The organism is Krasilnikovia sp. MM14-A1259 (genome assembly GCF_047159535.1).
GTDB lineage: Bacteria > Actinomycetota > Actinomycetes > Mycobacteriales > Micromonosporaceae > Actinoplanes.
The window spans coordinates 6198456-6224661 of the sequence record NZ_BAAGAJ010000002.1; the positions used below are offsets into that span (position 1 = coordinate 6198456).

23 protein-coding genes are annotated in these 26206 nt (G+C 73.7%); 15 read left to right on the forward strand and 8 right to left on the reverse strand.

Annotation, left to right across the window (positions count from 1 at the left end):
• Nucleotides 1–99: 99 nt before the first annotated feature.
• Nucleotides 100–1125: a GlxA family transcriptional regulator gene (locus ACMCNK_RS28175; protein WP_412739361.1), complete on the reverse strand. Its 1026-nt coding sequence runs from the start codon at nt 1123–1125 to the stop codon at nt 100–102.
• 1 nt (nt 1126) lies between these two features.
• Here ACMCNK_RS28175 and ACMCNK_RS28180 point away from each other — a divergent pair, with 1 nt between their 5' ends.
• Nucleotides 1127–2515 carry an MFS transporter gene (locus ACMCNK_RS28180; protein ID WP_412741022.1) on the forward strand — a complete coding sequence of 463 codons (1389 nt, stop codon included), beginning with the start codon at nt 1127–1129 and terminating at the stop codon, nt 2513–2515.
• A gap of 82 nt (nt 2516–2597) precedes the next feature.
• A complete protein-coding gene (gene fxsT / locus ACMCNK_RS28185) occupies nt 2598–5057 on the forward strand; it encodes an FxSxx-COOH system tetratricopeptide repeat protein (protein ID WP_412739362.1) in 2460 nt (819 codons plus the stop codon).
• A 48-nt stretch (nt 5058–5105) separates the two neighbouring features.
• On the opposite strand, the gene ACMCNK_RS28190 is transcribed toward fxsT, so the two are convergent.
• From ACMCNK_RS28190 to fxsA, 3 genes are read right to left on the reverse strand one after another with little or no spacing between them, the layout of a single operon-like run.
• Complete coding sequence (locus ACMCNK_RS28190) at nt 5106–6785, reverse strand: putative bifunctional diguanylate cyclase/phosphodiesterase (RefSeq protein WP_412739363.1); 1680 nt, start codon at nt 6783–6785, stop codon at nt 5106–5108.
• A 57-nt stretch (nt 6786–6842) separates the two neighbouring features.
• Nucleotides 6843–8435, reverse strand: a complete 1593-nt coding sequence (locus ACMCNK_RS28195; RefSeq protein ID WP_412739364.1) for an aKG-HExxH-type peptide beta-hydroxylase — start codon at nt 8433–8435, stop codon at nt 6843–6845.
• 5 nt (nt 8436–8440) lie between these two features.
• Nucleotides 8441–8644 carry an FxSxx-COOH cyclophane-containing RiPP peptide gene (fxsA, locus tag ACMCNK_RS28200; protein ID WP_412739365.1) on the reverse strand — a complete coding sequence of 68 codons (204 nt, stop codon included), beginning with the start codon at nt 8642–8644 and terminating at the stop codon, nt 8441–8443.
• A 201-nt stretch (nt 8645–8845) separates the two neighbouring features.
• On the opposite strand from fxsA, the gene ACMCNK_RS28205 reads away from it, so the two are divergent.
• Nucleotides 8846–9385 (forward strand): YbaB/EbfC family nucleoid-associated protein, encoded by a 540-nt coding sequence (locus tag ACMCNK_RS28205; protein WP_412739366.1) that lies wholly within the window; start codon nt 8846–8848, stop codon nt 9383–9385.
• A 4-nt stretch (nt 9386–9389) separates the two neighbouring features.
• On the forward strand, nt 9390–9794 hold the full coding sequence (locus tag ACMCNK_RS28210; RefSeq protein WP_412739367.1) for a hypothetical protein: 405 nt from the start codon (nt 9390–9392) through the stop codon (nt 9792–9794).
• Nucleotides 9795–9843: 49 nt separating this feature from the next.
• Here the strand turns inward: ACMCNK_RS28210 and ACMCNK_RS28215 are convergent, their stop codons facing one another.
• Nucleotides 9844–10128: a DUF427 domain-containing protein gene (locus tag ACMCNK_RS28215; protein WP_412739368.1), complete on the reverse strand. Its 285-nt coding sequence runs from the start codon at nt 10126–10128 to the stop codon at nt 9844–9846.
• Between the two features lie 157 nt (nt 10129–10285).
• Here ACMCNK_RS28215 and ACMCNK_RS28220 point away from each other — a divergent pair, with 157 nt between their 5' ends.
• The 3 genes from ACMCNK_RS28220 (at nt 10286) to ACMCNK_RS28230 (ending at nt 13448) form a co-directional block, all read left to right on the forward strand.
• Nucleotides 10286–10888: a hypothetical protein gene (locus ACMCNK_RS28220; RefSeq protein ID WP_412739369.1), complete on the forward strand. Its 603-nt coding sequence runs from the start codon at nt 10286–10288 to the stop codon at nt 10886–10888.
• Nucleotides 10889–10956: 68 nt separating this feature from the next.
• Nucleotides 10957–12018, forward strand: a complete 1062-nt coding sequence (locus ACMCNK_RS28225) for a hypothetical protein (protein ID WP_412741023.1) — start codon at nt 10957–10959, stop codon at nt 12016–12018.
• Nucleotides 12015–13448, forward strand: coding sequence for a hypothetical protein (locus tag ACMCNK_RS28230; protein WP_412739370.1), 1434 nt, complete (start codon nt 12015–12017; stop codon nt 13446–13448). The genes ACMCNK_RS28225 and ACMCNK_RS28230 overlap by 4 nt, the downstream gene beginning before the upstream one ends.
• On the opposite strand, the gene ACMCNK_RS28235 is transcribed toward ACMCNK_RS28230, so the two are convergent.
• Nucleotides 13445–14488 carry a beta family protein gene (locus ACMCNK_RS28235; RefSeq protein ID WP_412739371.1) on the reverse strand — a complete coding sequence of 348 codons (1044 nt, stop codon included), beginning with the start codon at nt 14486–14488 and terminating at the stop codon, nt 13445–13447. The genes ACMCNK_RS28230 and ACMCNK_RS28235 overlap by 4 nt on opposite strands.
• 98 nt (nt 14489–14586) lie before the next feature.
• Here ACMCNK_RS28235 and ACMCNK_RS28240 point away from each other — a divergent pair, with 98 nt between their 5' ends.
• The 6 genes from ACMCNK_RS28240 to ACMCNK_RS28265 all read left to right on the forward strand — a co-directional run bounded on the left by ACMCNK_RS28240 (nt 14587) and on the right by ACMCNK_RS28265 (nt 22614).
• A complete protein-coding gene (locus ACMCNK_RS28240) occupies nt 14587–15915 on the forward strand; it encodes an AAA family ATPase (protein ID WP_412739372.1) in 1329 nt (442 codons plus the stop codon).
• Between the two features lie 329 nt (nt 15916–16244).
• Nucleotides 16245–16913, forward strand: a complete 669-nt coding sequence (locus ACMCNK_RS28245) for a hypothetical protein (RefSeq protein ID WP_412739373.1) — start codon at nt 16245–16247, stop codon at nt 16911–16913.
• 437 nt (nt 16914–17350) lie between these two features.
• The gene (locus ACMCNK_RS28250; protein ID WP_412739374.1) at nt 17351–19186 is read left to right on the forward strand and encodes an EAL domain-containing protein; all 1836 of its coding nucleotides are present in this window, start codon (nt 17351–17353) and stop codon (nt 19184–19186) included.
• 19 nt (nt 19187–19205) lie between these two features.
• Nucleotides 19206–19595: a cupin domain-containing protein gene (locus ACMCNK_RS28255; protein WP_412739375.1), complete on the forward strand. Its 390-nt coding sequence runs from the start codon at nt 19206–19208 to the stop codon at nt 19593–19595.
• A 102-nt stretch (nt 19596–19697) separates the two neighbouring features.
• A complete protein-coding gene (locus tag ACMCNK_RS28260; protein ID WP_412739376.1) occupies nt 19698–20783 on the forward strand; it encodes an S-(hydroxymethyl)mycothiol dehydrogenase in 1086 nt (361 codons plus the stop codon).
• A 106-nt stretch (nt 20784–20889) separates the two neighbouring features.
• Nucleotides 20890–22614, forward strand: a complete 1725-nt coding sequence (locus ACMCNK_RS28265; RefSeq protein WP_412739377.1) for a hypothetical protein — start codon at nt 20890–20892, stop codon at nt 22612–22614.
• 42 nt (nt 22615–22656) lie between these two features.
• Here the strand turns inward: ACMCNK_RS28265 and ACMCNK_RS28270 are convergent, their stop codons facing one another.
• Nucleotides 22657–23772, reverse strand: a complete 1116-nt coding sequence (locus ACMCNK_RS28270; protein ID WP_412739378.1) for a DNA polymerase ligase N-terminal domain-containing protein — start codon at nt 23770–23772, stop codon at nt 22657–22659.
• A 45-nt stretch (nt 23773–23817) separates the two neighbouring features.
• On the opposite strand from ACMCNK_RS28270, the gene ACMCNK_RS28275 reads away from it, so the two are divergent.
• Nucleotides 23818–24495 carry a helix-turn-helix domain-containing protein gene (locus ACMCNK_RS28275; RefSeq protein ID WP_412739379.1) on the forward strand — a complete coding sequence of 226 codons (678 nt, stop codon included), beginning with the start codon at nt 23818–23820 and terminating at the stop codon, nt 24493–24495.
• A 49-nt stretch (nt 24496–24544) separates the two neighbouring features.
• Here ACMCNK_RS28275 and ACMCNK_RS28280 read toward each other — a convergent pair whose 3' ends face one another.
• A complete protein-coding gene (locus ACMCNK_RS28280; protein ID WP_412739380.1) occupies nt 24545–24940 on the reverse strand; it encodes a VOC family protein in 396 nt (131 codons plus the stop codon).
• Nucleotides 24941–25088: 148 nt separating this feature from the next.
• On the opposite strand from ACMCNK_RS28280, the gene ACMCNK_RS28285 reads away from it, so the two are divergent.
• Nucleotides 25089–26198 (forward strand): FAD-dependent monooxygenase, encoded by a 1110-nt coding sequence (locus tag ACMCNK_RS28285; protein ID WP_412739381.1) that lies wholly within the window; start codon nt 25089–25091, stop codon nt 26196–26198.
• Nucleotides 26199–26206 lie beyond the last annotated feature (8 nt).

Below are 26206 nucleotides of genomic sequence, written 5' to 3' on the forward strand. Positions count from 1 at the left end.
CCATCCGACTGCGGTGGGCGTCACGTCCTGCTCTGGTGCCCGGTGTTCGTTTCCCCGGGCCGCGCGTGTTTCGCTGGTAATGCCCGCGGCCCCCGCCCGCTAAGCGGCCCCCGCCGCATCGCCCGGGCCTGTCGCGGCGGCCGCCCCGGACCGGCGGAACGTCTTGCGGTAGGCAGACGGGGCGACCCCGATGGCCGCGTGCAGGTGCTGGCGCAGCGCGCTCGCGCTGCCCAGGCCGCAGCGCCGGGCCACCGCGTCGACGGCCAGGTCGGTGGACTCCAGCAGCAGCCGCGCGTGCGCCACCCGCTGTTGCAGCAGCCAGCGCGCCGGGCTCAGGCCCGTCTCGGCCCGGAACCGCCGGGTGAACGTGCGCACGCTCATCTGGGCGTGCGCGGCCATCTCCTCCAAGGTCACCGGCTCGGCGAGCCGGTCCAGTGCCCACGCCCGGGTCGGTTCCGTGCCGGACCCGGCGGCCGCGGGGACCGGTCGTTCGATGTACTGGGCCTGACCGCCGTCGCGCCAGGGCGGCACCACACACCGGCGGGCCGCCCGGTTCGCCATCTCACTGCCGTGATCACTGCGGATCAGGTGCAGGCACAGGTCGATGCCCGCACCCACCCCGGCCGAGCTGAGTACGTCGCCGTCGTCCATGAACAGCACCTCGAAGTCCCACCGGACCCGCGGGTAGAGCGCGCGCAGCCGCCGTGCCCACGCCCAGTGGCTCGCCGCAGGGCGGTCGTCCAGCAGCCCGGCCGCGGCCAGCACGGAAGCCCCGGTGCAGATCGACACGACCCGGGCGCCGCGCGCGTGTGCCGCCCGCAGCGCCTCGGCCACCGCGGCGCTCACCGTGCCCTCGGTCACCGGGCTGCCGCCGCCCACCCCCGGAACGATCACGGTGTCGGCCGTGGACAGCGCGGTCAGGTCGTGATCCGGCAGCACCGCGAAGCCGGCGGTGCTGCGCACCGGCCGGCCGCCCTCGGAGCAGATCGTCACCGCGTACCGGCGGGTGTCGTCGGCGTCGCGGGCGGCGTGGAAGACCTGCGTGGGTACGCCGAGATCGAACGCGATCACATGGTCGAGGGCCAGGACGGCGACCGCATGCGTCATGGCTCGATTCTTGCGCATGATGGCCTCCGGGCCACTCGTTTCGGCGACCGAAGATTCGCAGACTCGAACGGTGACCAAACACCGCATCCACCCCGCCTGGGCCGTGGCCGCCGTCGCGTTCGTGGCGCTGGTCGGCGCCGCCGGTTTCCGGGCCACCCCGTCCGTGCTGCTGCGCCCCCTGCACGACGAGTTCGGCTGGTCGCTCGCCACGATCTCCGCGGCCGTCTCGGTCAACCTGCTGCTGTACGGCCTCACCGCCCCGTTCGCCGCCGCGCTCATGGACGCGTTCGGCATCCGCCGCGTCGTGATGGGCGCGCTGCTGCTGGTCGCGGCGGGCAGCGGGCTCACCGTACTGATGAATGCGAGCTGGCAGCTCGTGCTCTGCTGGGGCGTACTGGTCGGGCTCGGCACCGGGTCGATGGCGCTCGCCTTCGTGGCCACCGTGACCAACCGGTGGTTCGTGCAACGCCGCGGCCTGGTCACCGGTGTCCTCACCGCCGGGGGTGCCGCCGGGCAGCTGATCTTCCTGCCGGTTCTCGCGCGCCTCACCGCCGATCACGGCTGGCGCACCGCCGCGCTGACCGTCGCGAGCGCCGCCCTGCTCGTCGTTCCGCTGGTGTGGTGGCGGCTGCGGAACTCACCGGCCGACCTCGGCGTCACCGCCTACGGCGCCCCGCCGGCCGAGGCCCGGGCGGTGAACCCCGCACCTGCCGTGGCCGGGGCGGGCGGTGCCGCGGGTGCCGCGCTGCGGGCCCTGCGGCAGGCGTCGCGGACCCGGGCGTTCTGGCTGCTCGCCGGTGGCTTCGCGATCTGCGGTGCCACCACCAACGGCCTGATCGGTACGCATTTCATCCCGGCCGCGCACGACCACGGCATGCCGGAGACGACCGCGGCGGGGCTGCTCGCGCTGGTCGGGCTGTTCGACATCGCCGGCACGATCGCCTCCGGGTGGCTCACCGACCGGGTGGACAGCCGGCTGCTGCTCGGCGCGTACTACGCGCTGCGCGGATTGTCGCTGCTCGTGCTGCCCGCGTTGTTCGCCGCCACCGCGCACCCGAGCATGGTCGTGTTCATCCTGTTCTACGGGCTCGACTGGGTCGCCACCGTGCCGCCCACGGTCGCGTTGTGCCGCGAATACTTCGGTGCCGGCGGGGCGATCGTGTTCGGCTGGGTGTTCGCCGCGCACCAGGTCGGCGCCGCCGTCGCCGCCACCGCCGCGGGCCTGGTGCGCGACCGGCTGGGGGCGTACGACGCCGCCTGGTACACGGCCGGGGCACTGGCGCTGGGCGCGTCGCTGTTGTCGCTCATGCTGCTGGCCGGCAAACGTGCGGCGCAACGCGGTGGGGCCGGGCCGGCCGGTGCGGGCATCGGGCTGGCGTACCCGGCCGCCACCGCCTCCACCCCGTGACCTGGCAGCGTCATTTCCTTCTTCCCTGTGGCGGTCGGCCCACGTACGGTAGTCGGGACCGCCGTCCAAGGAGGATGCCCGCGTGCCGATCCTGGGTGGACTGCCCCCGCGAAACCCCCGGTTCGTGGGCCGGGAGGACCTTCTCGCCCAGGTACGCGGGCTGCTCGCCAACGGTCCGGTGGCGTTGTTGCCCTCCGCGGACCAGCGGTTCGGTGGTACGGGCCGTACGCAGCTCGCCGTCGAGTACGCCCACCGGTACGCCCAGACGTACGAGCTGGTCTGGTGGATCCCGGCCGAGCAGGCCGCGGGCATGCGGGCGGCGCTGGTCGGGCTCGCGTCCCGCCTCGGGCTGCCGGAGGCGCGTGACATCAACCGGACGCTGTGCGCGGTCCGCGACGCGCTGAGCAACGGCGAGCCGTACCGGGACTGGCTGGTCGTGTTCGAGAACGCGAACCAGCCCGAGGACATCACGCCGTACCTGCCGGGCGGGGCGGGGCACGTGCTGGTCACGGCACGCGATCCGCGGTGGAGTTCGGAGCTCGCCCAGGCCGTGGCGGTGCCGGTGTTCGACCGGGCGGACAGCGTGGACTTCCTGCGGCTGCGTACGCCGGAACTGTCCTTCGTGGAGGCCGAGCGGATCGCCGCGCGCCTGGCCGACGTGCCGATGGCGCTGGCGCAGGCGGCCGCGGTGCAGACCGCGGCGAGCTGGCCGGTCGGCGAGTACCTGAGCCGGTACGACGAGCGCGCCGCCGAGTTACGTGCGGCCGACGGCCTCGAAGCGGGCGCGCCGGAGCCCGACCCCGCGCGGGTGGCGTGGAGCCTCGCGGCGGATGCGCTGCGGGCCGCGTCCCCGGCCGCCGTGCAGGTGCTGGAGCTGTGCGCGTACCTGGCCTGCGCTCCCGTGTCGTGGCGGCTGCTGTGGGCGGCCCGCGGCCTGGACCTGCCCCCGGAGCTGGCCCGGGCCGTGCGGGTCGAGCGGCGGCTGAAGGCCGCGATGCGCCTGATCGGCCGGTACGGCCTGGCCGAACTGGACCCGCCCGGCGAGCATCTGACCGTGCACCCGCTGGTGCGGAGCATGCTCGCCGAGCAGCTCGAAGCCGGGGCCGGGCCGCGCGCCGGCCGGCGTGACATCGTCCGGGCGATGCTCGCCGCCGCCGACCCGGGCGACCCCGACGATCCGACGAACTGGCCGCGGTACGCCGAGATCATCCCGCACCTTGTGCATTGCGACCTGCTCGGCGGCGACGCCGAGGACCTGCGCCAGTTGGTGGTCAACTGTGTCCGGTGCCTGTTCGCCCGCGGTGACTACGACAGCAGCCGGGACCTGGCTGCTCAGGCGGTGCAGCGCTGGCGCGACAGTCTCGGCGACACCGACGAGCAGGCGCTGCTGGCGGCGTTCCATCTGGGGAACGCGTTGCGGGCGGTCGGGCGTACCGCGGATGCGCGGGTGCTGAACGCGCGCACCCTGCGGTCACAGCGTGACGTGCTGGGCGGCGACGACGAGGCGACCCTGGCCACCGCGAACAGCGTCGGCGCGGACCTGCGTATCCAGGGCCACTTCGACCAGGCCCGCCAGCTCGACGCGGACAACCTGGTGCGGTATCGGCGGCTGTTCGGCGAAAGCTACCCGGTGGCGCTGCGCTGCGCGAACAACCTCGCGGTGGATCTGCGGCTGCTGGGGGACTTCCGGGGCGCGCGGGCAACCGACGAGCAGGTGTTGCGCCACCGGCGGGCCGTGCTGGTCGAGAGTCACCCGGAGGTCCTGTCGTCGCGGGCGGGGCTGGCGTTCGACATGTTCGGGTTGGGCGACTACGCCGCGGCGGCCGAGGTACTGGCGGGCGCCAGCGCCGACGGGCTCGGCGAGGACCATCCGATGGTGCTGTGGGCGGGCCGGTTCGCGGCGATGGTGGCCCGCCGCCGAGGGCAGTCGCACGCGTGGCACCTCGCCGAGCACAGCGTCGCCCGGTTCCGGCAGAAGTTCGGCGACCACAATGTCGAGACGCTGGGCGCGCTGGTCACGCTGGCGAACTGCACCCGGGACACCGGCGACCTCGAATCGGCGTACCTGCTGCTGGAGCGGGCCGCGGCGGGTTATCGCGGCGTGCTCGGCGAGGGGCACCCGTTCGCGCTGGCGGCGGTCTGCGGCATCGCCGGGGTGGAGCGGGCGCGCGGGCGGCACGAGCAGGCCCGCAGCCTCGGCGAGGAGGCGCTCGGCGGGCTGCGCCGCAGCGTGGGCAACGACCATCCGTTCACCCTGTGCTGCGCCAACGGGCTGGCCGCGGATCTGCACGCGACCGGCGAGGCGCAGCGGGCCCGGGAGGTCGGCGCGGACACGTGGGTGCGGTCGGGACGGGTCCGCGGCGCCGATCACCCGGACACTCTGGCGTGCGCGTTCAACCTCGCGCTGGATGCGGGCGACGACACCGGACGCGGCTTCGCCCTGCTCGAGCTGACCAAGGCGTACGGCGACCAGCATCCCGTGATGACCGCGGCGGCCGCGGGCCGCCGTCTGGAAACGGAGATCGAGCCGCCACCGCTGTGACGGCCTCGCGACAACCGACGCCCGGCCGGGGAACGGCCGGGCGCCGGGTCAGAGGGACAGGCCGGCGGACTGCCGCTGCAGCAGCGCGGTCATGTCCGCGGCGGGCATCGGCCGGGCGAAGTGGTAGCCCTGCGCCTGCGCACACTCCAGCTCGCGCAGCCGGTCCGCCTGCGAGGCGTCCTCGACACCCTCGGCGACCGGGGCCAGATCGAACGTACGGGCGATCTGCAGCACGGCCTCGGCCACGGAAGCACCCGCAGTCTCCGCCATGGCCTGCACGAACGACCGGTCGATCTTGACCACGTCGACCGGCAGCGCGGCCAGGTGGCTCAGCGACGAGAAGCCGGTGCCGAAGTCGTCCAGGGCGATGCGTACGCCCAGCGACTTCAGGGCGCCGAGCACCCGGGCCGACTCGACCAGGTCGGTCAGGGCGACCGACTCGGTCAGTTCGAGCACGAGCAGCGACGGGGTCAGGCCGGAACGCTCCAGCACGCCGCGGACCTCGTCGACCAGGTCCGGGTTGCCGAGCTGGCTCGCGGACAGGTTCACGTTGAGCTCGAAGCCGGGGACCTGGCGCTGCCACTCGGCCGCCTGCATGCAGGCCTGCTCCAGCACCCAGCCACCGAGCCGCGGCACGACGCCCATGGACTCGGCCAGCTCCAGGAACGCGCCCGGGGGCAGCACGCCGCGCTCGGGGTGACGCCAGCGCACCAGCGCCTCCACACCCACGGTGTGCTCGCCGTCCAGGTCGACGATCGGCTGGTAGTACACCTCGAACTCGTGGTTGTCGAGGGCACGCAGCACCTCGGCCTCGTCGCGGCGACGCTGCTCGGCCGCGGCGAACTGCGCCGGGTCGAACCGCCGGGCGACGCCACGGCCCTCGGCCTTGGCCTGGTACAGCGCCTGGTCGGCCTCGCGCATGACCTCGTCGACCGCGCTGTCCGACCCGCGGGTCAGGGCGATGCCGGCGCTGGCGCGGATGGTCAGCAGGTGGCCGTCGATCTCCAGCGGCTGCGCCAGGTCGCGCAGGATCCGGTTGGCGACCCCGTCGGCGATCAGGTCGTCGGCGAGCCGGGGCAGCAGCACCGCGAACTCGTCGCTGCCCAGCCGCGACACCGCGTCGTTGGAGCGGACGTTCGCGTTGACCCGCTCGGCGGCGGCCCGCAGCATCTCGTCGCCGACGGCGTTGCCGTACGCGTCGTTGATGTCCTTGAAGCCGTCGAGGTCGACGAGGATCACGGAGGTGATGGTGTCGCCGGCCCGGGCGAGCGCGTCGGAGGCGTGCTCGATGAACATCCGGCGGTTGCCCACCTCGGTCAACGGGTCACGGTAGGCCTGCGAGGCGAGGATGGCCCGCTGCCGGGTCAGGTCACGGACCAGCACGGCGTTGGTGTGCGCGCCGAGAAGCTGGCGCAGCAGGACGATCGCGCCGACACCGATGGTCGCGCGGACCATGCCGACACTGATCGTGTCGTGCCCGTACGTGAACAGCGTCGCCATGACGGCCGCGGCGACCGGCGGTGCGTAACGCACCAGCGGCTTGCGCGTGGCCACCACGATGATCGCGACGCCGACCGCTGCCACCACTGCCGCCGCCGTGGTGACGAACAGCCACCCCAGGTCATCGCGGGCCAGTGCAGGCCAGGCGAGCAGCACCAGCGACGCGAAGACCATCGCGTCGTCGACACCGCGCCGAATGCGGGTCAACGCCTTCCCGGTCGGGACCATGGCTCACCTCCAACGGGCCCCTCATCGGTGCGGCAGGGTCCGACATGAGCAAAAGATCTAGGAATTCACCCAGGTGGCGAACGTCACCGGGTCCGCTGAGCTGTCGCCGAGCGCGCGGAACGCCGCGACCACGACCTCCGGCCGCTCGCGCAGGGCGGGCGGATCACACACCAGGGCGAGGCCTGACCACGCGTCGTGGCCGCCCGGATCGGACCGTACGGCCTCGGCGTACGCCCGCCGCGCCACGTCCGTGTCGCCGCGCACGTAGGCGAGGTCGGCGGCCGTCGCCCCGGGAAGGGTCGCCGCGTCGCCGGTGGCCGCCTCGGCGCTGTCCTCGGCGCGGCACCGCTGGTGGGCGAGGTCGAGGCGGGCGCTGGATTCCAGCGCCCTGCTCCCGGCGGGACGCGGCACCGCCGCGGGCAGGGGCGGCGGGGGCAGGGTGCGGCGCCACGCGTCGGCCAGCGCCGCGGCAGCGGCGGGCTCGACCGTGAGGTTGCGCAGCCGCCAGCGCACCCGGTGGTCGGTGTTGGCCCCGGCGGCCAGCCGGGCGACGTCCGCGGGCACGGGTTCGGACAGCCACGGGGTCACCTCGGCTTGCAGCGCGGCCACGAACCGGGCGCCGGCCGCGGTCAGCCCGCCCGAGGCGAGCAGCCGGCGGGCCGCGTCCGCGACCGCCGCCCGCCAGCGGGCGAACTCGAAGCGGGCCGCCCGCCCGGGCTCGGCGCGCCAGAACCGGGTGACCGCCAGGTACGCGTACGCGCCGTGCAGGAGCCCCGACGGCGGGCGGGGGTCGTCGCGCCACGGCGAGTAGCCCGGGGTCTGCGGCCCGGTGTGCAGTTCGAACAGGTACCGCACGGCGTTGAGGATGCTGTGCTGGGTCTCGTGGATCAGACCCACCGCGAGCGCCGCCGGGTCGGCCGGGGTGGACATGGCGACGGCCCCGTACGCGTGCGTGGAGGTCGCGCTGATCCCGCGGGCGGCGGGATCGGGCTGGACCGGGACCACACAGCCCAGGACGGCGGCGAGGGTTTCGGCGGCATCGCGGTGCCGGGTGACGAGCTGCCGCCAGGCGTGCGTGAGGCAGTCGCCCCAGTGCGCGGCCTCGGCGTCGGACAGGGGCTCGACGGGGACAAGCCCGAACCCGGATCGCGCCGGGTCGCCGTCCTCCAGGTGCACGGTCAGGGTCAGCCCGTCGTGGGTGGCCCGGAGGAGCCGTCCGGGTGGATCGAGGCCGGCGGACCGGTCTGCCGTGCGGGCGCCGGCGTGTGCCGGGGGCCGCGTGTGCCGGGGGCCGTTCGGGGTGCCGGGCCCGGAGCGGGCGTGGGCGGCGAGCTCGGCGAGGCGGGCCACCCCGGCCTGGGCCGCGGGGGTGCCGGCACGCAGCCGGGTCAGGCAGTCGGCCGCCCACAGGCCCACCATCGGGCGGGCCAGCAGCCGCCGGACCGCGGTGGGGTCGGCGTGTTCGGCGGCGGCCAGTTCCGCGTACGGTTCGGCGGCGCCGGGGTCGGCGGCGGCGATCTCGCGCAACAGGAGCAGGTGCCGGCTGAGCTGGGCGCGGCGTAGCAGAGCGAGGGTGCCGGGGGCGGGGCGGCCGGCGCCGAGGGCGGCGAGTGCGACGTCGCTGAGGACGTACGGGGCGAACGGGGACACCGTGGTCAGATCGCGGAATTGAACCCGGCGATCGGCTCACCGGGGCCGTCGAGGTCGTCGGCGAGCCGGCGCAGGCAGTGGGCGAGTGCGGAGTCCGTGCCCTCGGGTGGCACCGCGGCGGCGAGGTCGGCGAGCGACAGTCCGGAGACGTCGATCATGACGGAGCGCCATTGCACGTCCTCGTCCGGGCGGCCCAGATCCACGTACACCTGCTCTCGTTGTCGTCCCCGCGGCCGGTGTCGGCTTCCCGACGCCGACCGGCAACGATCGATGCGTTGCCGCTAGGTTACGGCGTCGTCGGGTCGGGTGACCCCCGGGCGGTGCCGGGTGGACCGGGGCTGGCTAGGGTTTGCGTCGCCGTGATCTCATAGAACGCGAACACCGCGAAAGTCGGCATCGGAGGACAAACCGTGCTGGGTCGAAATCTCGAAGCCCCGGCGGACGCGGTCCGCTCGGGGAGCGAGCCGGACCCCGGCCCGCCCGGGGCGAAGGCCGCCGTGGCCGACCGGGTGTCGGCGCTGGCCGACCGGCTGGCGGCCCTGACCGCGTCGGCCGCCGGTGACGACGGCGCGATCCGGGTGACCGTTGCCGGTTCCGGGGCGGTCGTGGGGCTGGAGCTCGACGACCGCGTGCGGCGCCTGCCCGCGGCGGACCTGGCCGAGCAGATCATGGCGGCCGTCCGGCGTGCCCAGGCTGCCCTGGTGGGGCAGGTCGCCGACGCGGTGGCGCAGACCGTGGGCGCGGGCACCGAGACCGGCAAGGCGGTGCTGGAAAGCTTCGCCCGCCGCTTCGGGGTCGACGCGCCGGACGGCGACGTGCTGGACGAGATCGATGACGCGCCCGCGATGCCCGCGCCGCGCCCTTTCCCGACGTTCCACAACCGCCCCACGCTGCCGCACCAGGTGCCGGGCGTGGGCTTCGAGAGCGGACGGGACAGCCGTGCCCGCTGACGACATGCCGGTGCAGCCTGGCTCCGCGGAGAATCCGCCGCTGCCGCGCCGGGGCCCGGCCCCGCCGGTGGAGCAGATGGACAACGCCGAATTGACCCGCCTGGTGGAGGCGGAACACCCGTACCGCGGCAAGGCGCTGTTCGAGCTGTGCGACCGGGTTCCGCACGACGACGACGCGGCGACCAAGGTGGGGATGCTGAGCCGGCTCACGTCGCTGCGCCAGGCCCGGCTGTTCGACCGGGTGTCGCTGGCCTGGTCGGCGATCATCGCGCTGCTGGCGGCGGAGACACCGCACGCGCGGGCCGCGGCGTACGAGGCGTTCGGCGCGCTGGGCCCGCAGGAGCAGCGCGACATGCTGGACTACCTGGAGGTGTCCGCCATCGAGGAGGCTCACCCCCGGATCTCGTGAGCCCCCGCATTCCGTGAGCGAGCCACCGCGATGAGCGCGTGCGCCGGTGTCAGGTGACGACCTTGACGTCCTTCCAGAACGCGACCCGGTCGCGGACCGCCTTCGCGTCGGGCTTGGGATCCGGGTAGTACCAGACCGCGTCGGCGGTGACGTGTCCCCCGGACTCAAGGGTGTAGTACGAGGCCTTGCCCTTCCACGGGCAGACGGTATGGGTGTCGGAGGGCCGGATCAGGTCCTCCCGCAGCGATGAGCGCGGGAAATAGCAATTGCCTTCGACAACCACGGTGTCGTCGCTCTCGGCGATGATCTCGTCGTTCCAGATGGCCTTCGGCATACCCCCGAACGTAGCGCGGAAGCTGGCCTTCGTCCGATATGCGGGTTTTATTCGCCTCAGGTGGGTGAAATGTGGTGAGTCGTCCGTCCGGTGGCCGCCGCGCGTACGAGGATCTAGAGTCGATCCGCGCCGACACCCCCGACGAGAGCGGCCCCCGATGACCCGCCAGTGCACCCTGCCGAGCACCCGCGACCAGGCCCAGCACGCCCTGCTCCTGCTCGGCTCACCGACCCCGCCCCGGCTGCTCGTCGACGTGCACGCCGCACTGTTCGACTCCGACCTCTCCGTGTCCGGCCTCGCCGAGCTGCTCCGCCGGGAGGAGCGCGAGCACGCCGACGGGCGGGAACGGCCGTACCGGATCTGCCCCGGCCTGGACGCCGAGCTTGCCCCCGCGCCCGGCCTCGCCACGCTCTCCACCTGGCCGGTGGCCGACCGCCTCGCCCTGCCCGCGGCCCGCCGCGCGGCCACCCTGACCCGGGTGATCCGGGTCGCCGAATTCGTCGCCGCCGCCCCGCGACCGGCCCCGGGCGCCGCCCGCCTTCTGCGGCGCCTCGCCGACGCGGTGCCGGGCGGCGCCGAGGCGCACGACGTACTCGAACCGGCCGCGCTGGCCGGGGCCGCCCGGGCCGCGCTCGCCGACGGCCGGCTGACGGCGGCCGTCGCCGCCGAGTTGCCCGTACGCGACGCCGCCGCCGCCCGCGCAGCCCGGCTCGACGAGCGGCAGCGGCTGTTCGGGATCGCGCCCCGGGGCCGCGGGTGAGCACCGATGAGGCTGCCGGGACCGCAACACCCAGCCGGACCCCCGGCGGGCCGGTACGGGAGGACGTCCTGGATCGGATTCGCGGTGCCACGCCGCCCCGGCGGCACAACGCCCGCACCGTCGCCGCGCTGACCGGCAACCCCGGCTGCACCCGCCGTGCCGTGCTGGACGCGGCCGGGATCGACAAGCCCCGCCTGGCCGAGCGCGTCGGATTCCCGGGCACGTTCGGGCAGTCCCGGTTCGCGCTGGCCCGCGGCAACAGCTTCGAGGCGATGCTCAAGGCCGACGGCTGCGCCCTGCTGCGCGCGGTGCTGGCCGGCGCGCTGGGCCCGGCCGCCGCCGACGCCGGGTACGACGACCTGGGCGAGGACGCGGACGACACGCTCACCGCGCGGCACGCGCGTACCCGTGGGCTGCTGCGCGCCGTGGACCGTCCCGCGCTGGTGGACCACCCTTTGCTCACCCTGGACGTCGCCGGCCGCGCGGTGTTCCTGGAACCCGACCTGATCGCGTTCCAGGTGGCGGGGCGGTACCACGTGGTGGAGATCAAGTCCTTCGCCATCGTGGACGGCCAGGCGGACAGCGCGAAGGTCTCCGCCGCCGCGGTCCAGGCTGCCGTGTACGTGCTGGCGCTGCGCCGCCTGCTCGCCGAGCTGGGCCACGACGAGGATCTGGTCAGCCATGACGTCGTGCTGGTCTGCCCGGAGGACTTCTCGCTACGGCCCACCGCGGTGGTCCTCGACGTCCGCAAACAGCTCGCCACGTTGCGCCGCCAGCTCGCCCGGCTCTCCTCGGTCGCCGGCCTCGCCGCGGCCCTGCCCGAATCCGTCGGCTTCGACCCGGCCCGGACACCGGCGGAACTGATCGCCGCGCTGCACGCCGTCGAGGCCCGGTACGCCCCCGAGTGCCTGTCCACCTGCGAGCTCGCCGCATTCTGCCGGGACGAGGCCGCGGGGTGCACCGCCGCGCTCGGGCGCCCGGTCCGTGACGCGCTCGGCGGCGTCGAGACGGTCGCCGAGGTGCTCGCGTACGCCGCCGGGACCCGGGCACCCGACCCGCAGCACGCCGAGGCGGCGGAACTGCTTCAGGCCGCGGCCCGGCTGCGCGCCGAGGCCCAGGCTCCCCGGTGAGCACTCTCGCGGCGCTGGCCCGCGCCGAGGCGTACGCGGCCGGGCGAGCGGTGCCGCTGGCCACGGTGCGCCACCTGCACGTACACGAACGCCCGCTGGTGTTGATCCCGCTGGCCCTGGCCGGCGAGGCGAACGCCCCGCTGGCCGTGATGCTGGGCACCGACCGCGCCGCGCCGCGGATGCTGGTGGTCGGCCAGCCCCGCAACCGCGACCAGCGGTTCGCGTTCGCCGCCGAGCTGGGCGCCGCGCTCGCCTCCTACGTGGAAACGTTCACCGGCGTCGCCGAACCGGTCCCGGTGGACCGCGGCCGCGACGTGCGGTACAGGTACGTTGACGCGCCGCAGCTGTGGGTGCCGAATCCGCAGGGCGTGGAGTTCCTGCGGCTGCTCGGCCGTTCCACCCGGTTCCGCAGCGTCGACGGGGAGTATCCGGTGCCCGCGACCGTGCCGCTGCTCGGGCGCTGGCTCACGTTCTTCGCCAACTGCGCGGAGGTGCCGGGCTCGGCGCTGCTGCTCACCGCGGTCTCGGCGCTCGGGTTGCACTGGGCCACCGGCCAGAGCGGCACGGAGGACGCCCACCTGGCCGCCCAGCTCGCCTGGATCGACCCGCCCGCCGGGTACGCCGGCCGCCAGGCCGCACGGCTCGCCGAGGACCCGGACGTGTCGCCGCCCGCGGGCCCGGCCACCGATCCGGACTTCGACAACCGGGTGCTGGCGCCGTTGCTCGCGCTGCCCGACGTCCCGCTGGGCGAGCTGACCGCGGTACTGCGTGGTGTCCTCGACCCGACCTGGCATCTGATGTGGCGCACCCTGGACCTGCTGCGTGCGCTGCCCGCGGGCGCCCACGTGGCGGGGCGGTGGGACGGCGACCGGGACGCGTTCTCCGCGTTCGCGCAGCATCTCGCGGAGGGCGGCGCACCCCAGCCGCGCCGCGACGGGGCGGTCGCCGCGGCGGCCCGCCTGCACCGGCTGGAGCAGGCCGCCGCCCGGTACGCGGTCCAGCGCGCGTTCGACGATCCGCTGGTGATGGCCGAGCACCGGCTGGCGGGGACCGCGTTCGCCGGGGTGGTGACGCTCGCCCAGCCCGACCGCGTCGACGACACCGGCCGGCGGCCCGTGCTGCGCCCGCGCATCATGGTCGCCACCGCCGAGCCGGTCCGGGTGGCTCCGGGGGCGAGCCTCACGTGTCCGGCCCGGCCCGCCCAGAAGGCGGTCGTGATCTCCGTGAACCCGGCCCCGGAGGGCACGGACGTGGTCCTGGAACTGTCCGGCGGGATGGGGCGCCGGCTGGTCGCCGAGCCGGGCAGCGTGGCGGCCGTGGGCGAGCGCGTGGTGTTCACGACGCTCAGCGAGGCGTACCGGCCGCCGGGGGCGTTCCCGGACCCGGCCGACACGCCGTGGACCCACGGCGGGCCACCCGAACCGCATTAGTACATACGTACGATGGATTCCCGGGCTTTGGTCCTGGTCAGTGTGTTCAGGACATGCGCGATGTGATGCGACGTGCTCCACCCGATCCAGCTCGCGGAGCTGCCGGCGCCCCGGGCGGTCCGGGCACGCTGGGCGATCTGGGCGTCGCCCCAGGAGAAGCGGGCGCCCTGCGCGGGCCAGTGCGGCGACCGTACGAGGGTCTGGCACAGGTCCTGGCACCGGTCGTCGCTGCGCCCGCCGCGGCGCGCCCACCGGTAGATCCACCACGCCTGGTCCGTGGTGTAGCGCAGCGTGGGCAGCTGGCGATGGTGCTGCACGCCGAGCCGGCGTACCGGCGAGGTGACGCCGTAGTCGGCATATCCCACGCCCGGTTCGGCCAGGCTCGCCCATACGCGGGCGTCCAGCCGGCGTACCGCGACCGGACGGTCGGCGGGCAGGTCGTCCAGGTTGGGCGGCATGGCGCCGGCGGCGATGGTGATCGAGCGCCATGGCCGGGCGTGCGCCCAGCGCAGGACGTGGCGGGCCTGCTCGACGAACCGGTCGACGTCGGAGCCGCAGGCGGTCTCGGCCAGGTCGACGATGAGGTCCACGCACTCGTGGTCCATTCCGGCGCCGCACAGCAGGCGGTCGGTGGTCGCGGTGGCGGCGGCCGGGTTGGGCGCGTCCACGTGCGGTTGCAGGCGCAGGATCGCGCGGTGCAGGCGTACCCGGGCGGCCAGGCCGTTCTCGCTGAGGCGCCGGTCGGTGTCGTACGCCCGCAGCACCGGCAGCATGGCCACCCCGAGGTCGTCGAGCCGCAGCGCCAGCTCGACGGGCGAGGGCATGAACGGGTCGAGGTCGACCGCCAGCGCGCCCGTACGCGGGGGCAGTTCCTTGACCAGGCGGGGCAGGTCCTCGCCGCGCAGTTCGACGATCGGGGTGACCTGCTTCGCGGCTTCGATGTCCAGGTGATGCAGCGCCGTGAACTCGCCCCGGCGAGGCCGCAGGATCGGCCGGTAGACCCCGTCCACCGTCACACCCGGCGACGTGAATACCATCATTCACCTAGCGTAGCGAAATATGTCCTTAGAGTTACATAGTGAATTCAGCATGAATTCCAACGGGGTGGTTCGCCGGCGCCCGTTGCTACGGTGCTCCGGTGCCGGTCCCCGATTCCGTCGAGACTCCGGCGGCCGCGGCCTCCCGCGTCGTCGCCGCCGTGCTGCACGACCTTGCCGCCACCGGCCACCGTGGTGTGGTGGTCGACTCACCGCCGGGAGCGGGCAAGAGCACGCTCGTGGTCCGTGCCGCCGCCGAGCTCGCCGCGGCGGGCGAGCCGCTGATGATCGTGGCGCAGACCAACGAGCAGGTCGACGACCTGATCGCCCGGCTCGGCGCGGCGGCACCCGAGGTGGGTGTCGGCCGGCTCTCCGCGGTCGACTACACCCCCTCCGAGCGGGTGCGCGCCCACCCCGGCTGCCGGGTGGGTGCCAAGGTGGCCGACCTCGACGGCCCGGCGATCACCATCGGCACCGCCGCCAAGTGGGCGACCGTCCCCGACGGAACCTGGCCGTGGGCGATCGTGGACGAGGCGTACCAGATGCGGTCCGACGCGCTGCTGCGGGTGGCGGCCCGCTTCGACCGTGCGCTGTTCGTCGGCGATCCCGGCCAGCTCGACCCGTTCGCCACGGTCGAGGTGGATCGCTGGGCCGGGCTGTCCTGGGATCCGCTGCAGAGCGCGGTCGCGGTGCTGCTGCGGCACAATCCCGAGTTGCCGGTGCACCGGTTGCCGGTGTCGTGGCGGCTGCCCGCGTCGGCCGCCCCGGTGGTCGCCGAGGCGTTCTACCCGTTCACCGGATTCCGGTCGGGCACCGGCCCGGGCGAGCGCACGCTGGCGTTCGCCCAGCCCGCCGCCACCGCGCTGGACCCGGTTCTCGACACGGCCGCCGCCACCGGCTGGGGGCTGTGCGAGCTGCCCGCCCGGTTCACCGTGCGTACCGACGCGGAGGCGGCGGGCGCCTGCGCCGAGCTCGCCGCGCGAGCGCTGGCCCGCGGAGCCACCGCGGTCTCCGAATCCGGGGGCGCCCCACTGAACCCCGAGCGCATCGCGATCGGTGCCGCGCACCGCGATCAGGTCGCCGCGATCCGCGCCGCGCTGCCGCCCTCGGCCGCCGGGGTCACGGTGGACACGGCCAACCGTCTGCAGGGCCGCGAGTACGACCTCACGGTCGTCCTGCATCCGCTGTCCGGGCGCCGCGACGCCACCGCGTTCCACCTCGAATCGGGGCGGCTGTGCGTGCTGACCTCGCGCCACCGGCACGCCTGTGTGGTGGTCGCCCGGGCCGGGATCGCGGAACTGCTGGACGCGCACCCGTCCACCGAACCGGTGCATCTCGGGGTCCCGGTGAAGTTCCCGGACGGGTGGGAGGCGAACCAGGCGATGCTGGCCCACCTCGCCGCCGTGACCGTCCCGGCCCCGCCCGGCTGACCGGCCTGCGCAGCGATTGTCCGGGGCGCGACGTGCAGCGGGAGTTTGCACCGCCGTCACCGTCCCGAAATGCGGGCGGCCTCTACTGTCACATAGAGGACTCATCCACGATCCGACATGCAACTTGCACGAGCGGTTCGCCGTGCGAGTTGCGTGTCCGTGGGTGCTGACCTGCTGATCCAATGGGGCCGCAAGCGTTTGCAGATGCTGCCGGGATTTCATTCACCGACGTTTTTGAGATCCCGACGGAATCCTCTTCCTGTCGATCTCCGATGGTGAAACTCTCAAGCTAGACGTAGCGCCAGCGACACGGACGGTGGTGGTGCCGTATGCGTCCAGACGTTCTTGTCGGTCCGAGCGAGTGGGTGGTCGAACAGTTCGGCGACAAAGTCGCCGGCGAACTGTGGACCCGGGTCCCCGAGGCATTGAGCACCGCGATCGAGCGCGAGGTCAATGCCCGCCCCGCCACCGCACAGGCCGCGGAACGCGTTCTCGCCAACCCCCGTTGGCCGTTGCCGTATGAAGAGCTGGTGCTTTTCCTCGGCACCCTGCCCGGCGCCGAGATCATCAGTGTGCCGAAATCCGTCTACCAACTCGTACTGATCAACGGACACGTCCTCGTGCCCTGGTGCTACGGCCAGTCGGCCCGGGTGTCGATGGGCGACGCCGAGGTCGGCCGGTCCTTCGGCCGGCTGGTCCGCGAGTTGCTGCGCCGTTTCGGACCGCCGTGGCGGCGTTCGCCGAACGAGGCCCCGCTGCCCCTGGACGCGGTCGACGAGCGTGAGGTGGCGAAGATCTGCGCGGCGATCTCGCGTATCGACCCGCGCCCGGACGTCGTCATCGCCGGGTACGCGGGAGCGCCGAACCTCGGTCTGCTCCGCGCCTGTCTCGGTGAGATCAAGTCGACGGACAACGGCGCCCTGAACTGGGGTCACCTCGCCGACCTGCCCCTGCCGCCCCCGGTCATCCCGCGGCCGCGCCGCATGCACTTCCCCTGATGCCGGTGCGCTCCTGACGACCGGGTGCGGCCCGGCGGCCCGGTTCCCGCTGCGGGGACCGGGCCGCGGCGCGTTCCGGGACCGTCGCAGCCGAGTTTGTAACGATTTCGACGAACCCCGCGCCGACTACGGTACGCATGCGTACGAGTGCGTCCGGTGCGATATCTGCCGCTTGCCGGTGCCGCTGTCGCGCAAGGTTCCACAATAGCCACGCGCAGTGACTATCCGTCATGGATGTTTGCAGATGTCACGGCTATCCGACGCTGCGGGCGGTCGGCCGATCAGCTATTTTCACACTCTGATCAGTGGAGAAGAGGCAGGCCACCAATTTGTTGGATGGCCTGCGAAAACATTCGCCACAGCGATCCCTGTTACAGAAGGCAAGTGACGGGTCGTAATAGTCCAGGGGTCAGCCGAGCCGGGGAGGTGGGGGGCGCATGACGGCAGCCGATGAGCGCGCGCCACGCCCGCGCGCGCTGCGCGACCGCCGTGCCCGCCGCCCCCACCCCGCCGATGACGGCGTGGTGCCCGACCAGCGGCACCCGGCCACGGACGAACCGGTGTGGTTCACGTACACGGTCGCCGCTGACACGATCGTCTGGTCGGAAGGTCTGCGGGTCCTGCTCGGGCGCCCGCCCGCCGGCAACCAGATCAGCCAGCAGGTCCTCGCCCGATACGTGCACCGCGACGACCACGCCCGGGCCCTCGCCGCGATCACCCGCACCTGGACCGGCCGCGAGTCCGTGCGCACCACCGTCCGGCTGATGCGCGCCGACGGCGGCTGGTTCGACGTGGATTGCCGGCTGGAACCCACCACCGGCCCGGACGGTGGGGTGACCGGGGTGCGCGGCACGCTGCGCGACGTCTCCGCGCGCGAGCGGGCCCGGCGCGAGGTCGATCGGCTCAGCCGTCGCGGCGAGACCGTGCTCGCGTCCGTCATCGAACGGGATCCGGCCACCGGCCTGCTCAACCGGGCCCGCTTCGCCGACGAGGTGGACCGCGCCCTGCGCCGCGGCGGGGGAGCACTGCTGGTCATGCGCGTCCAGCCCGACCGCGGCATGGCCGAGCGCGGCGAGGGCCACGAGGGCATGCCTGGTCAGCGCCGCATGGCCGACGGCCACGACGGCACCGCCGGTGAGGTGGGCACCCCCGAACGCCACGCCGAACTGCTGCACCGTGCCGCCCGCGTACTGGAGGGCCTGGTCCGGCCGGAGGACCTGCTCGGCCGCGTCGGCCCGCACGAGATCGCGGTCCTGCTGGCCGGGGTCTCGTGGACGCTGGCCCGGCGCCAGGCGCAGTTGTTCGTCGAAGCGCTGCGCGCCCACCCGTTCGTGCTGCCGGATGCGTGGCTGCGCGCCCGCGCCTGGGCGGGGCTGGTCCGCTTCCAGCCCGGCGCCGAGGCCGGCAGCCACGACCTGCTCATCGACGCCGAGCACGCATGGCGGCAGGGGCGCGAGGCCGACCGGCCGCTGACCCCGGTGCCGCATCCGGTCCCGCCACGCGACCGGCAGGGCACGTACCGCGACCGGGTGGCCGACGCGCTCGGCACGGACCGGTTCAGCCTGGTCGCGCAGCCCATCGTCGAGCTGCAGACCAACGCGGTCGCCCGGTACGAACTGCTGCTGCGGGTGCTCGACGAGACCGGCGGCCCGCAGTCGCCGATCCAGGTCCTGGACACCGCCGAGCGCCTCGACGCGGTCTACGACATCGACCTGTGGGTGGTCGAGCGGGCGATGCAGCTCGCCGCCGAACGCGACGACCTCTGCCTGCAGATCAACCTCTCCGGCCGCTCGGTCGGCGACCCCCGGCTCACGGCCGAGGTCGAGACGCTGATCAAACGGTACGGCGTGAACCCGGAACAGCTCACGTTCGAGATCACCGAGACCGCGCTGATCGGCAATCTCAGTGAGGCCCGGCACTTCGCCGACCGGGTCCGCGACCTCGGCTGCGAGCTGGCCCTGGACGACTTCGGCTCCGGGTACGCCTCGTTCCGGTACCTGCGGCTGCTCCCCATCGACCTCGTCAAGATCGACGGCGAGTACATCGTCAACCTGGTCGACAACCCACAGGACCAGGTGCTGGTACGCGCGCTCGTGCAGGTCTGCCAGGCGTACGGGATCCACACCGTGGCCGAGTTCGTCCAGGACGAGCCGACGCTGCGGATGCTGCGCGAGTTCGGCGTCGACTACGTGCAGGGCTACCTCGTGGGCCGCCCCGAGCCGGTTGACGCGCTGCGGCCGCCGCCCCGGGTACGGCGTTCAAAGAGGCGCTGATCCGGGTATTCGGCCCGGCATGGAGCACTTCACGATCGCGACCGTCGCCGAGCAGAGCCCGGACTTCCGCCGGGTCCTGTGGACCGGAAAGCACACACAACTCGTCGTCATGACCATCCCGCCGCACGGCGAGATCGGCGAGGAGGTCCACGAGGTGGACCAGATCCTCACGTTCGTCAGCGGTGTCGGCGAGGCCAAGGTCGGCGGGCACACCCGGACAGTGAATCAGGGCGACCTGGTTGCCGTACCGGCCGGGACGAAGCACAACTTCATCAACGCCGGCCCGAACCCGTTGGTGCTGTACACCGTCTACGGACCGCCCGAGCACGCCGACGGCGCGGTGCACAAGACGAAGGACGAGGCCGACGCCGCGGAGGAGGCCGGCCGGGACGAGCCACCCACGAGCTGAACCGCGCCGCCGACCGGGAAGCCGCGGCCGGGTGGCCGATCGCCGCGGATACCCGGCGGCGCGGCGCTGCCGCCCGCCGTGGCCGGGTGGCAAGGTGGACGGATGAGCCAGCGAGTCAACGGAGTCATCGCCCGCGCCAAGGGTGCCCCCGTCGAGGTCGCCACGATCGTCGTCCCCGACCCCGGTCCGGGCGAGGCGGTCGTCCGGGTCCAGGCGTGCGGGGTGTGCCACACCGACCTGCACTACCGCGAGGGCGGCATCAACGACGACTTCCCGTTCCTGCTCGGCCACGAGGCCGCCGGGATCGTCGAACAGGTCGGCGCCGGGGTGACCGACGTGGCCCCCGGCGACTTCGTCGTTCTGAACTGGCGGGCCGTCTGCGGCGACTGCCGCGCCTGCCGTCGCGGCCGCCCCTGGTACTGCTTCGCCACGCACAACGCCACGCAGAAGATGACCCTGACCGACGGCACCGTGCTCTCCCCGGCGCTGGGCATCGGGGCGTTCGTGGAGAAGACCCTCGTCCACGCCGGACAGTGCACCAAGGTGGACCCGGCGGCCCGGCCCGCGGCGGTGGGGCTGCTCGGCTGCGGCGTGATGGCCGGGATCGGCGCGGCGATCAACACCGGTGGCGTGACCCGCGGGGACTCCGTCGCGGTGATCGGCTGCGGCGGGGTCGGCGACGGCGCGATCGCGGGCGCGGCGCTGGCCGGGGCCACCACGATCATCGCGATCGACACGGACGAACGGAAGCTCGAATGGGCGCGCCGGTTCGGCGCGACGCACACGGTCGACGCCGGCTCCGCGGACGTGGTCGAGGCGGTGCGCGCGCTGACCGGCGGCAACGGCGCCGACGTCGTGGTCGAGGCGGTCGGGCGGCCCGAGACGTACCGGCAGGGGTTCTACGCCCGCGACCTCGCCGGGACGCTGGTCCTGGTCGGCGTGCCCACCCCCGAGATGACCATCGAGCTGCCGCTGCTCGACGTGTTCGGCCGCGGCGGCGCCCTGAAGTCCAGCTGGTACGGCGACTGCCTGCCCACCCGCGACTTCCCGATGCTCACCGAGCTGTACCGGCAGGGCCGTCTCGACCTGGACGCGTTCGTCAGCGAGGAGATCCGCCTGGAGCAGGTGGAGGAGGCGTTCGCCAAGATGCACACCGGCGGGGTGCTGCGTTCCGTGGTGATCTTCTGACGGAGCGGGGTTATCGATGTGACCTGTGACTATCGGCTTGACGGAAGATTGATCTCCGCTATTACGCTGCGTCGGCTTGATCGACTACCGGGGGAGACACCTTTCGATGCAGCATCTGTACGCGCGGCGCACGGCCGGCGCGCTGACGGTGGCCGGCGCTCTGCTCGCGACCCTGGCCGCCCCGGCATACGCCGAAACTGGGGAACAAGGCATCTCGGCTGACCTCGCCTTTGTCGATGTGGTGGCGGGCGCCGCGGCTGGTTCGCCGCAAGGACTGAACCTGCGGTCCAAGACCAAACTCGACCTGACCGAGGTGAAGATCGCCTACGAGGTGACCGGGCTTGCCGGACTTCAGCTCGTCGTCGCCCCGGGCAGCGGAATTTGCACCAGCGAGTCGCCGACCCGGATCGTCTGCTCGGACCCGCGAGGGCTTTCGCTCGGGCAGCAGATGGTCGAGCAGTACCTGCCCATCGTGGTGAAGGCTGCACCGACCGCCAAGCCCGACGCCTACGGAAAGCTGATGGCCACGTTCTCCGCCAAGGGCGTTGCGCCGATCACCGCCACCGCCGCGGTCCGCGTTCTCGACGCCGAGGAGAATCTCCTGGCCGCCGGTGCTGACCTCAAGGTCGAGGCCCGGCCCGGGGGAACGTTCGTCGGCGGGTCGTCGGTGCGCAACGCCGGTGACGTGCCCTTTGCGGGTGCCGGCGTCATGATCAGCGATGATTTCGCGATCGAGCCCGGAACGACGTACTCCAACTGCACCTACGTCGCCGGGCACCTGGAGTCCTGCACCTTCGACCAGGAGCTGGCGCCCGGGGCCCAGTACGACTTCACGATGCCGTTGCGGCTGCGCACGGACACCTACGCTCCCGGCTTCACTCCCTCCATCGGGTTCGACTGGCGCCCGTCAGACTTCATGAAGAAGTACCGCTGGCACGGAAAGCCCGGTATCGGTGGCGTGTTGAAGCTGGTGCCGCACAAGGGAGCGGTCGACACCGCCAAGCGTGACATGCCGCTCATCACGTACGTCGATGTCACCACGACCGGTACCAACTACCCTGACATCGCGGCCGTCGGTGCGCAGGTCAAGGGCGGTGTCGGCGACGTGGTGACCGCGTCCGTGGGGGTGACCGACCGGGGGCCGGCGGTGGTGGACTTCACCAACAGCGCCCGGATGTGGGGCGGCAGTCATGAGCAGGAGAGTGTTGCCGTCGATCTGACCGTCCCGCCGGGGACGACCGTGGTGTCCGTGCCGCGCATGTGCTGGGAGCTGGTCGACGGCAAGTTGCCAAAGCCGATGGCGCGTGGCTACCTGCCTGACCCCAAGCCCGGATTCTCGAACTACCGCTGCACCGCGGGTCCCCGGATCCCCTCGAGCACCGCCGAGAGTCCGAACATCTTCGACTTCACGTTGCGCATCGACAAGGTCATCCCCGGCTCCGCGGGAACGGTCGAGGTCAACAAGACCTGCAACGTGCCGAACTACAGGACATCTGACGACACGGCCTGCACCAGTCGCATCCAGGAACTGAACCCCGACAACAACACCGCCCCGATCGTCGTCAACGCGCCCGGCGGCGGGTCCACCGACGCGGGCAAGGGCGGCAACCCGGCCGGTGGCGTGGCTACCGGTGCCGGCAAGGGCGGCAACCCGGCCGGCGGCCAGGCGGCCGGCACTGCCTCTGGTGGCCAGGCGGCCGGCGGCGGCAGCAGCCTGCCGATCACCGGACCCACGGCCGGGATCATCGGCGGGGCAGGCCTGCTGATGCTCGGCGCCGGTGTGGTGAGCGTGCTGGTCGCACGTCGCCGCCGCGACCGCTTCGTCGCCTGACCCGCGAAGGCGGACCCGCCTCGGCGGACCCGCCGCAGTTTCTCACGGGCCGGTGCCTGCGCGTTTGTCGCGGGCGCCGGCCCTTCCCGCGGCGTGGGGCACGGAAAGCCACCGCCGGGTACGCCGCCCCGGCAGATACGGCGAGTCCAGCCGCTTCGCCACCACCCCGTCGAGCCCCTGATCGGCGGCGGTCTGCAGGGCGAACTCCCCGCCCCCGGGGAAGTACGGCGGGGTCTGCCAGTGCTCCCCGGCCACCGCGAGCCCCTCCAGCAGCTCACGCCGTTCGGCGTAGCCGATCGACTCCGTGGTGGCGTGGCCTTCCAACCACAGCAGGTCGTACGCGAGGAACTGCACCGGGGTGCGCTCCGCGGCCCGCCGCGCGGCCGCGGAGTCGCGGGGCGCGGTACGCCGCAGCAACAGCTCCGCCGACGGTGCCGCCCCGTCGAACGCGACGATCTCGCCGTCCAGCACAGCCTCGGCGGGCGCCAGCTCGGCGCCCAGCGCGCGCAGCTCCGGGTACCACGACGTCACGTCGTCCCCGGTGGCCGAGCCCAGCCGCACCCGCCCGCCCGACACGTACGCGATCGTGCGGCGCCCGCCCCAGCTCAGCTCGAACCCCCAGGCCGCGTCGTCGGCGGGCAGCCGGGCGGCGGGGGCGGCGAGCATCGGCGCCACCGAGGCGGGCATCGGCTGCCAGCCCGGCTCCGGCGGGTCCATCCGCCGCACCATCCAGTCGTCGCCGCCGGTGCGGAAGAACACGTACCGGCCGTGGGTGCGCTCGCCGTGGAACGTCACGCCGATCTCGTCGGCCCGCCACTTGTCCGTCGTGTACGTGCCGCGGTCGTGGATGAGCATCCGGCCGCCGCCGTACTCGCCGGCCGGGATCTCCCCGGCGAAGTCGAGATACTCCAGTGGATGGTCCTCGGTGTGCTTGGCGAGGTGGTTGCGCTCGCCGTCGCGGGGCAGGCCGCGCGGCACCGCGAACGACACCAGCACGCCGTCGCGTTCCAGCCGGACGTCCCAGTGCAGGCTGCGCGCGTGGTGCTGCTGGATCACGTACCGGCCGCCCGGGCCGGCGCGGGGGCGCTCGGGAGGGACGGGCTCCGGGGTGCGCCGGGGGTCGCGCTTGCGGCGATACTCGTCGAGGCGATCGCTCACCTCCGTATTCTCCGTCCTGTCGTACCCCCGTGCGAGCCTCGGGCCATGTACGCGCAACGGCCGTCCGCGATCCACCCGCTCGTCGTCGCGTGGCGCAGCGTGATCCCGCCGGGCGGCCAGGCCGTCCGCGTGCTCCCGGACGGCTGCCTCGACCTGATCTGGCGCGACGGCACGGTCGTCGTCGCCGGCCCGGACACGGTGGCGCAGCTGCACTCCGCACCCGGGGGCACCTATTTCGCGGCGCTGCGTTTCGCCGCCGGGACCGGCCCGCCGCTGCTGCGGGTGCCCGCGGACGCCCTGACCGACCGGGAGGTGCCGCTGGAGGCGTTCTGGCCGGCGGCCGAAGTACGCCGCGTGGCCGGGGCCGACGATCCGGCCGCCGCGCTGGAGGCGGCCGTCCGGCGCCGGTGGCGCGACCCCGACCCGGAGCTGGTCGCGCTCGCCGCGGGGGCGCGCGCCGGGCGGCCGGTCCCGGCCCTCGCGCAGACGCTCGGCCTGAGCCCGCGTCAGCTGCTGCGCCGCTGCCAGGCCGCCTTCGGGTACGGCCCGAAGGCGCTGGGCCGGATCCTGCGCCTGCAGCGGGCGCTGGCCCTGGCCCGCCGCGGCCGGGCGTTCGCCGAGGTGGCCGCGGTCGCCGGGTACTCGGACCAGGCGCACCTGGCCCGCGACGTCCGGGCCCTCGCCGGCGTGCCATTGGGCGAGCTCGTCGGTCCGCGCCCCTGAGGTGTCGGCCCGAGGCGGGGCGCGTTTGCCGGGCCCCGGGCCTGAGGTGTCAGCCCGGCAGCGGGGCGAACAGGTCCACGGAGTTGCCGTCGGGGTCGAGCACGACGGCGTAACGCTGCCCCCAGAACGCGTCCCACGGCTCCTTGTGCCCGGTGTGCCCGGCCGCCACCAGGGCCGCGTAGGTGCGGTCCACCTCGGCCGTGTCCGCGCACCGGAAGGCGAGGCTGATCCGGCCGCTGCCCGGCGCCGGGGCGAAATCCGGGTCGAAGGAGCGCATCACGTCGTGGGTGTCCCAGCAGATCCGCAGGCCGCCGCCCAGCTCGGCCTCCACATGCGGTGCGGTGTCGGCGGCGGCCGGGATGTCCAGGCCGAGACGGCGGTAGAAGGCCAGCGAGGCCGCCATGTCGGCCACGGCGAGGCCGACGACGTCGAAGGTGAGTGTCATGGCGCCGAGGCTAAGACGGGCGGCGGCGTGATGTCTTGAATGAATCGGACGCTCGCGTCCGTCCACCCGTGCGTGGCTATCGCACCCCGATGGCGACGGGTAATCTCTTGGCTCCGACGCGTGGCCATCCCCTCGGAGGCGTGCCTCGATGACACTGCGCATCCTGATCGTCGGCGCCGGCATCGCGGGCCTCGCCGTGGCCCGGGCGCTGCGGGTCGCCGGGTTCCGGCCGGACATCGTGGAGGAACAGCCGGCCGGCATGATGCCCGCCGCGGGCATCTTCCTGCCGGGCAACGCCGCCCGCGCGCTGCGCCTGCTCGGGCTCGACGCGCCGGTGCGGCCGCTCGGCGATCTGATCTTCCGCCAGCAGTTCCTGGACGCCCGCGGCCGGGAACTGTTCGAACTGGACGTGGCCGAGATCTGGGCCGGGGTGGGGGAATGCCGGGCGCTCTCCCGCGGCGAGCTGCAACGCGTCCTGCTCAGCGGCGTCGGCGGCGCAGTCCGGTACGGCACCGTGGTGCACGACGTGACGATCGTCGACGGGGCGGCCAAAGTGGAGTTCGGCGACGGCGAGATCACGGAGTACGACCTGGTGGTCGGCGCCGATGGCCGCCGTTCCACGGTCCGGGCGCGGGCCGGGCTGGGCGGCCCGGCGACCCCGACCGGCCACGTCGTGTACCGCAGCGTGGTCAGTGGCGGCCCGGCGCTCAGCGCCTGGACGGCCCTGCTCGGGCGACGAGCCAGTTTCGCGGTGATGCCGATGGGCGGGCGGCGGCTGTACTGCTGCGCCGACGAGACGGCCGCGCCGGACACGCCGGCCCCGGCGGACGCGCGGGCCCGTATGCGCGAGCTGTTCGCCGGGTACGGCGGCCCGGTGCCCGAGGTGCTGGAGGCGATCGAGACGGTGCAGGTGGCGCGCACCGACGAGGTGGTGCTGGACCGCTGGTCGGCCGGCCCGGTGCTGCTGGTCGGTGACGCCGCGCACGCCACCGCGCCGACCTTGGCGCAGGGCGCGGCGATGTCGTTCGAGGACGCGGTGGTGCTGGCCGAAGTGCTGCGGGCGAGCCCGCAGGACATCCCGGCCGCGCTGGCGGAGTTCGAGCGCCGCCGCCGGCCGCGCTGCGGCAACGTGCGCGACCGCACGCGGGAGCGCGACCGCACCCGCGACGTACCCCCGGCGCTGCGCGACCCTATGCTGCGCAGGCGGGGACGGCGGATCTTCGCGGACCACTTCCGGGAACTGGCCGCGCCGGTGTGACCCGCACC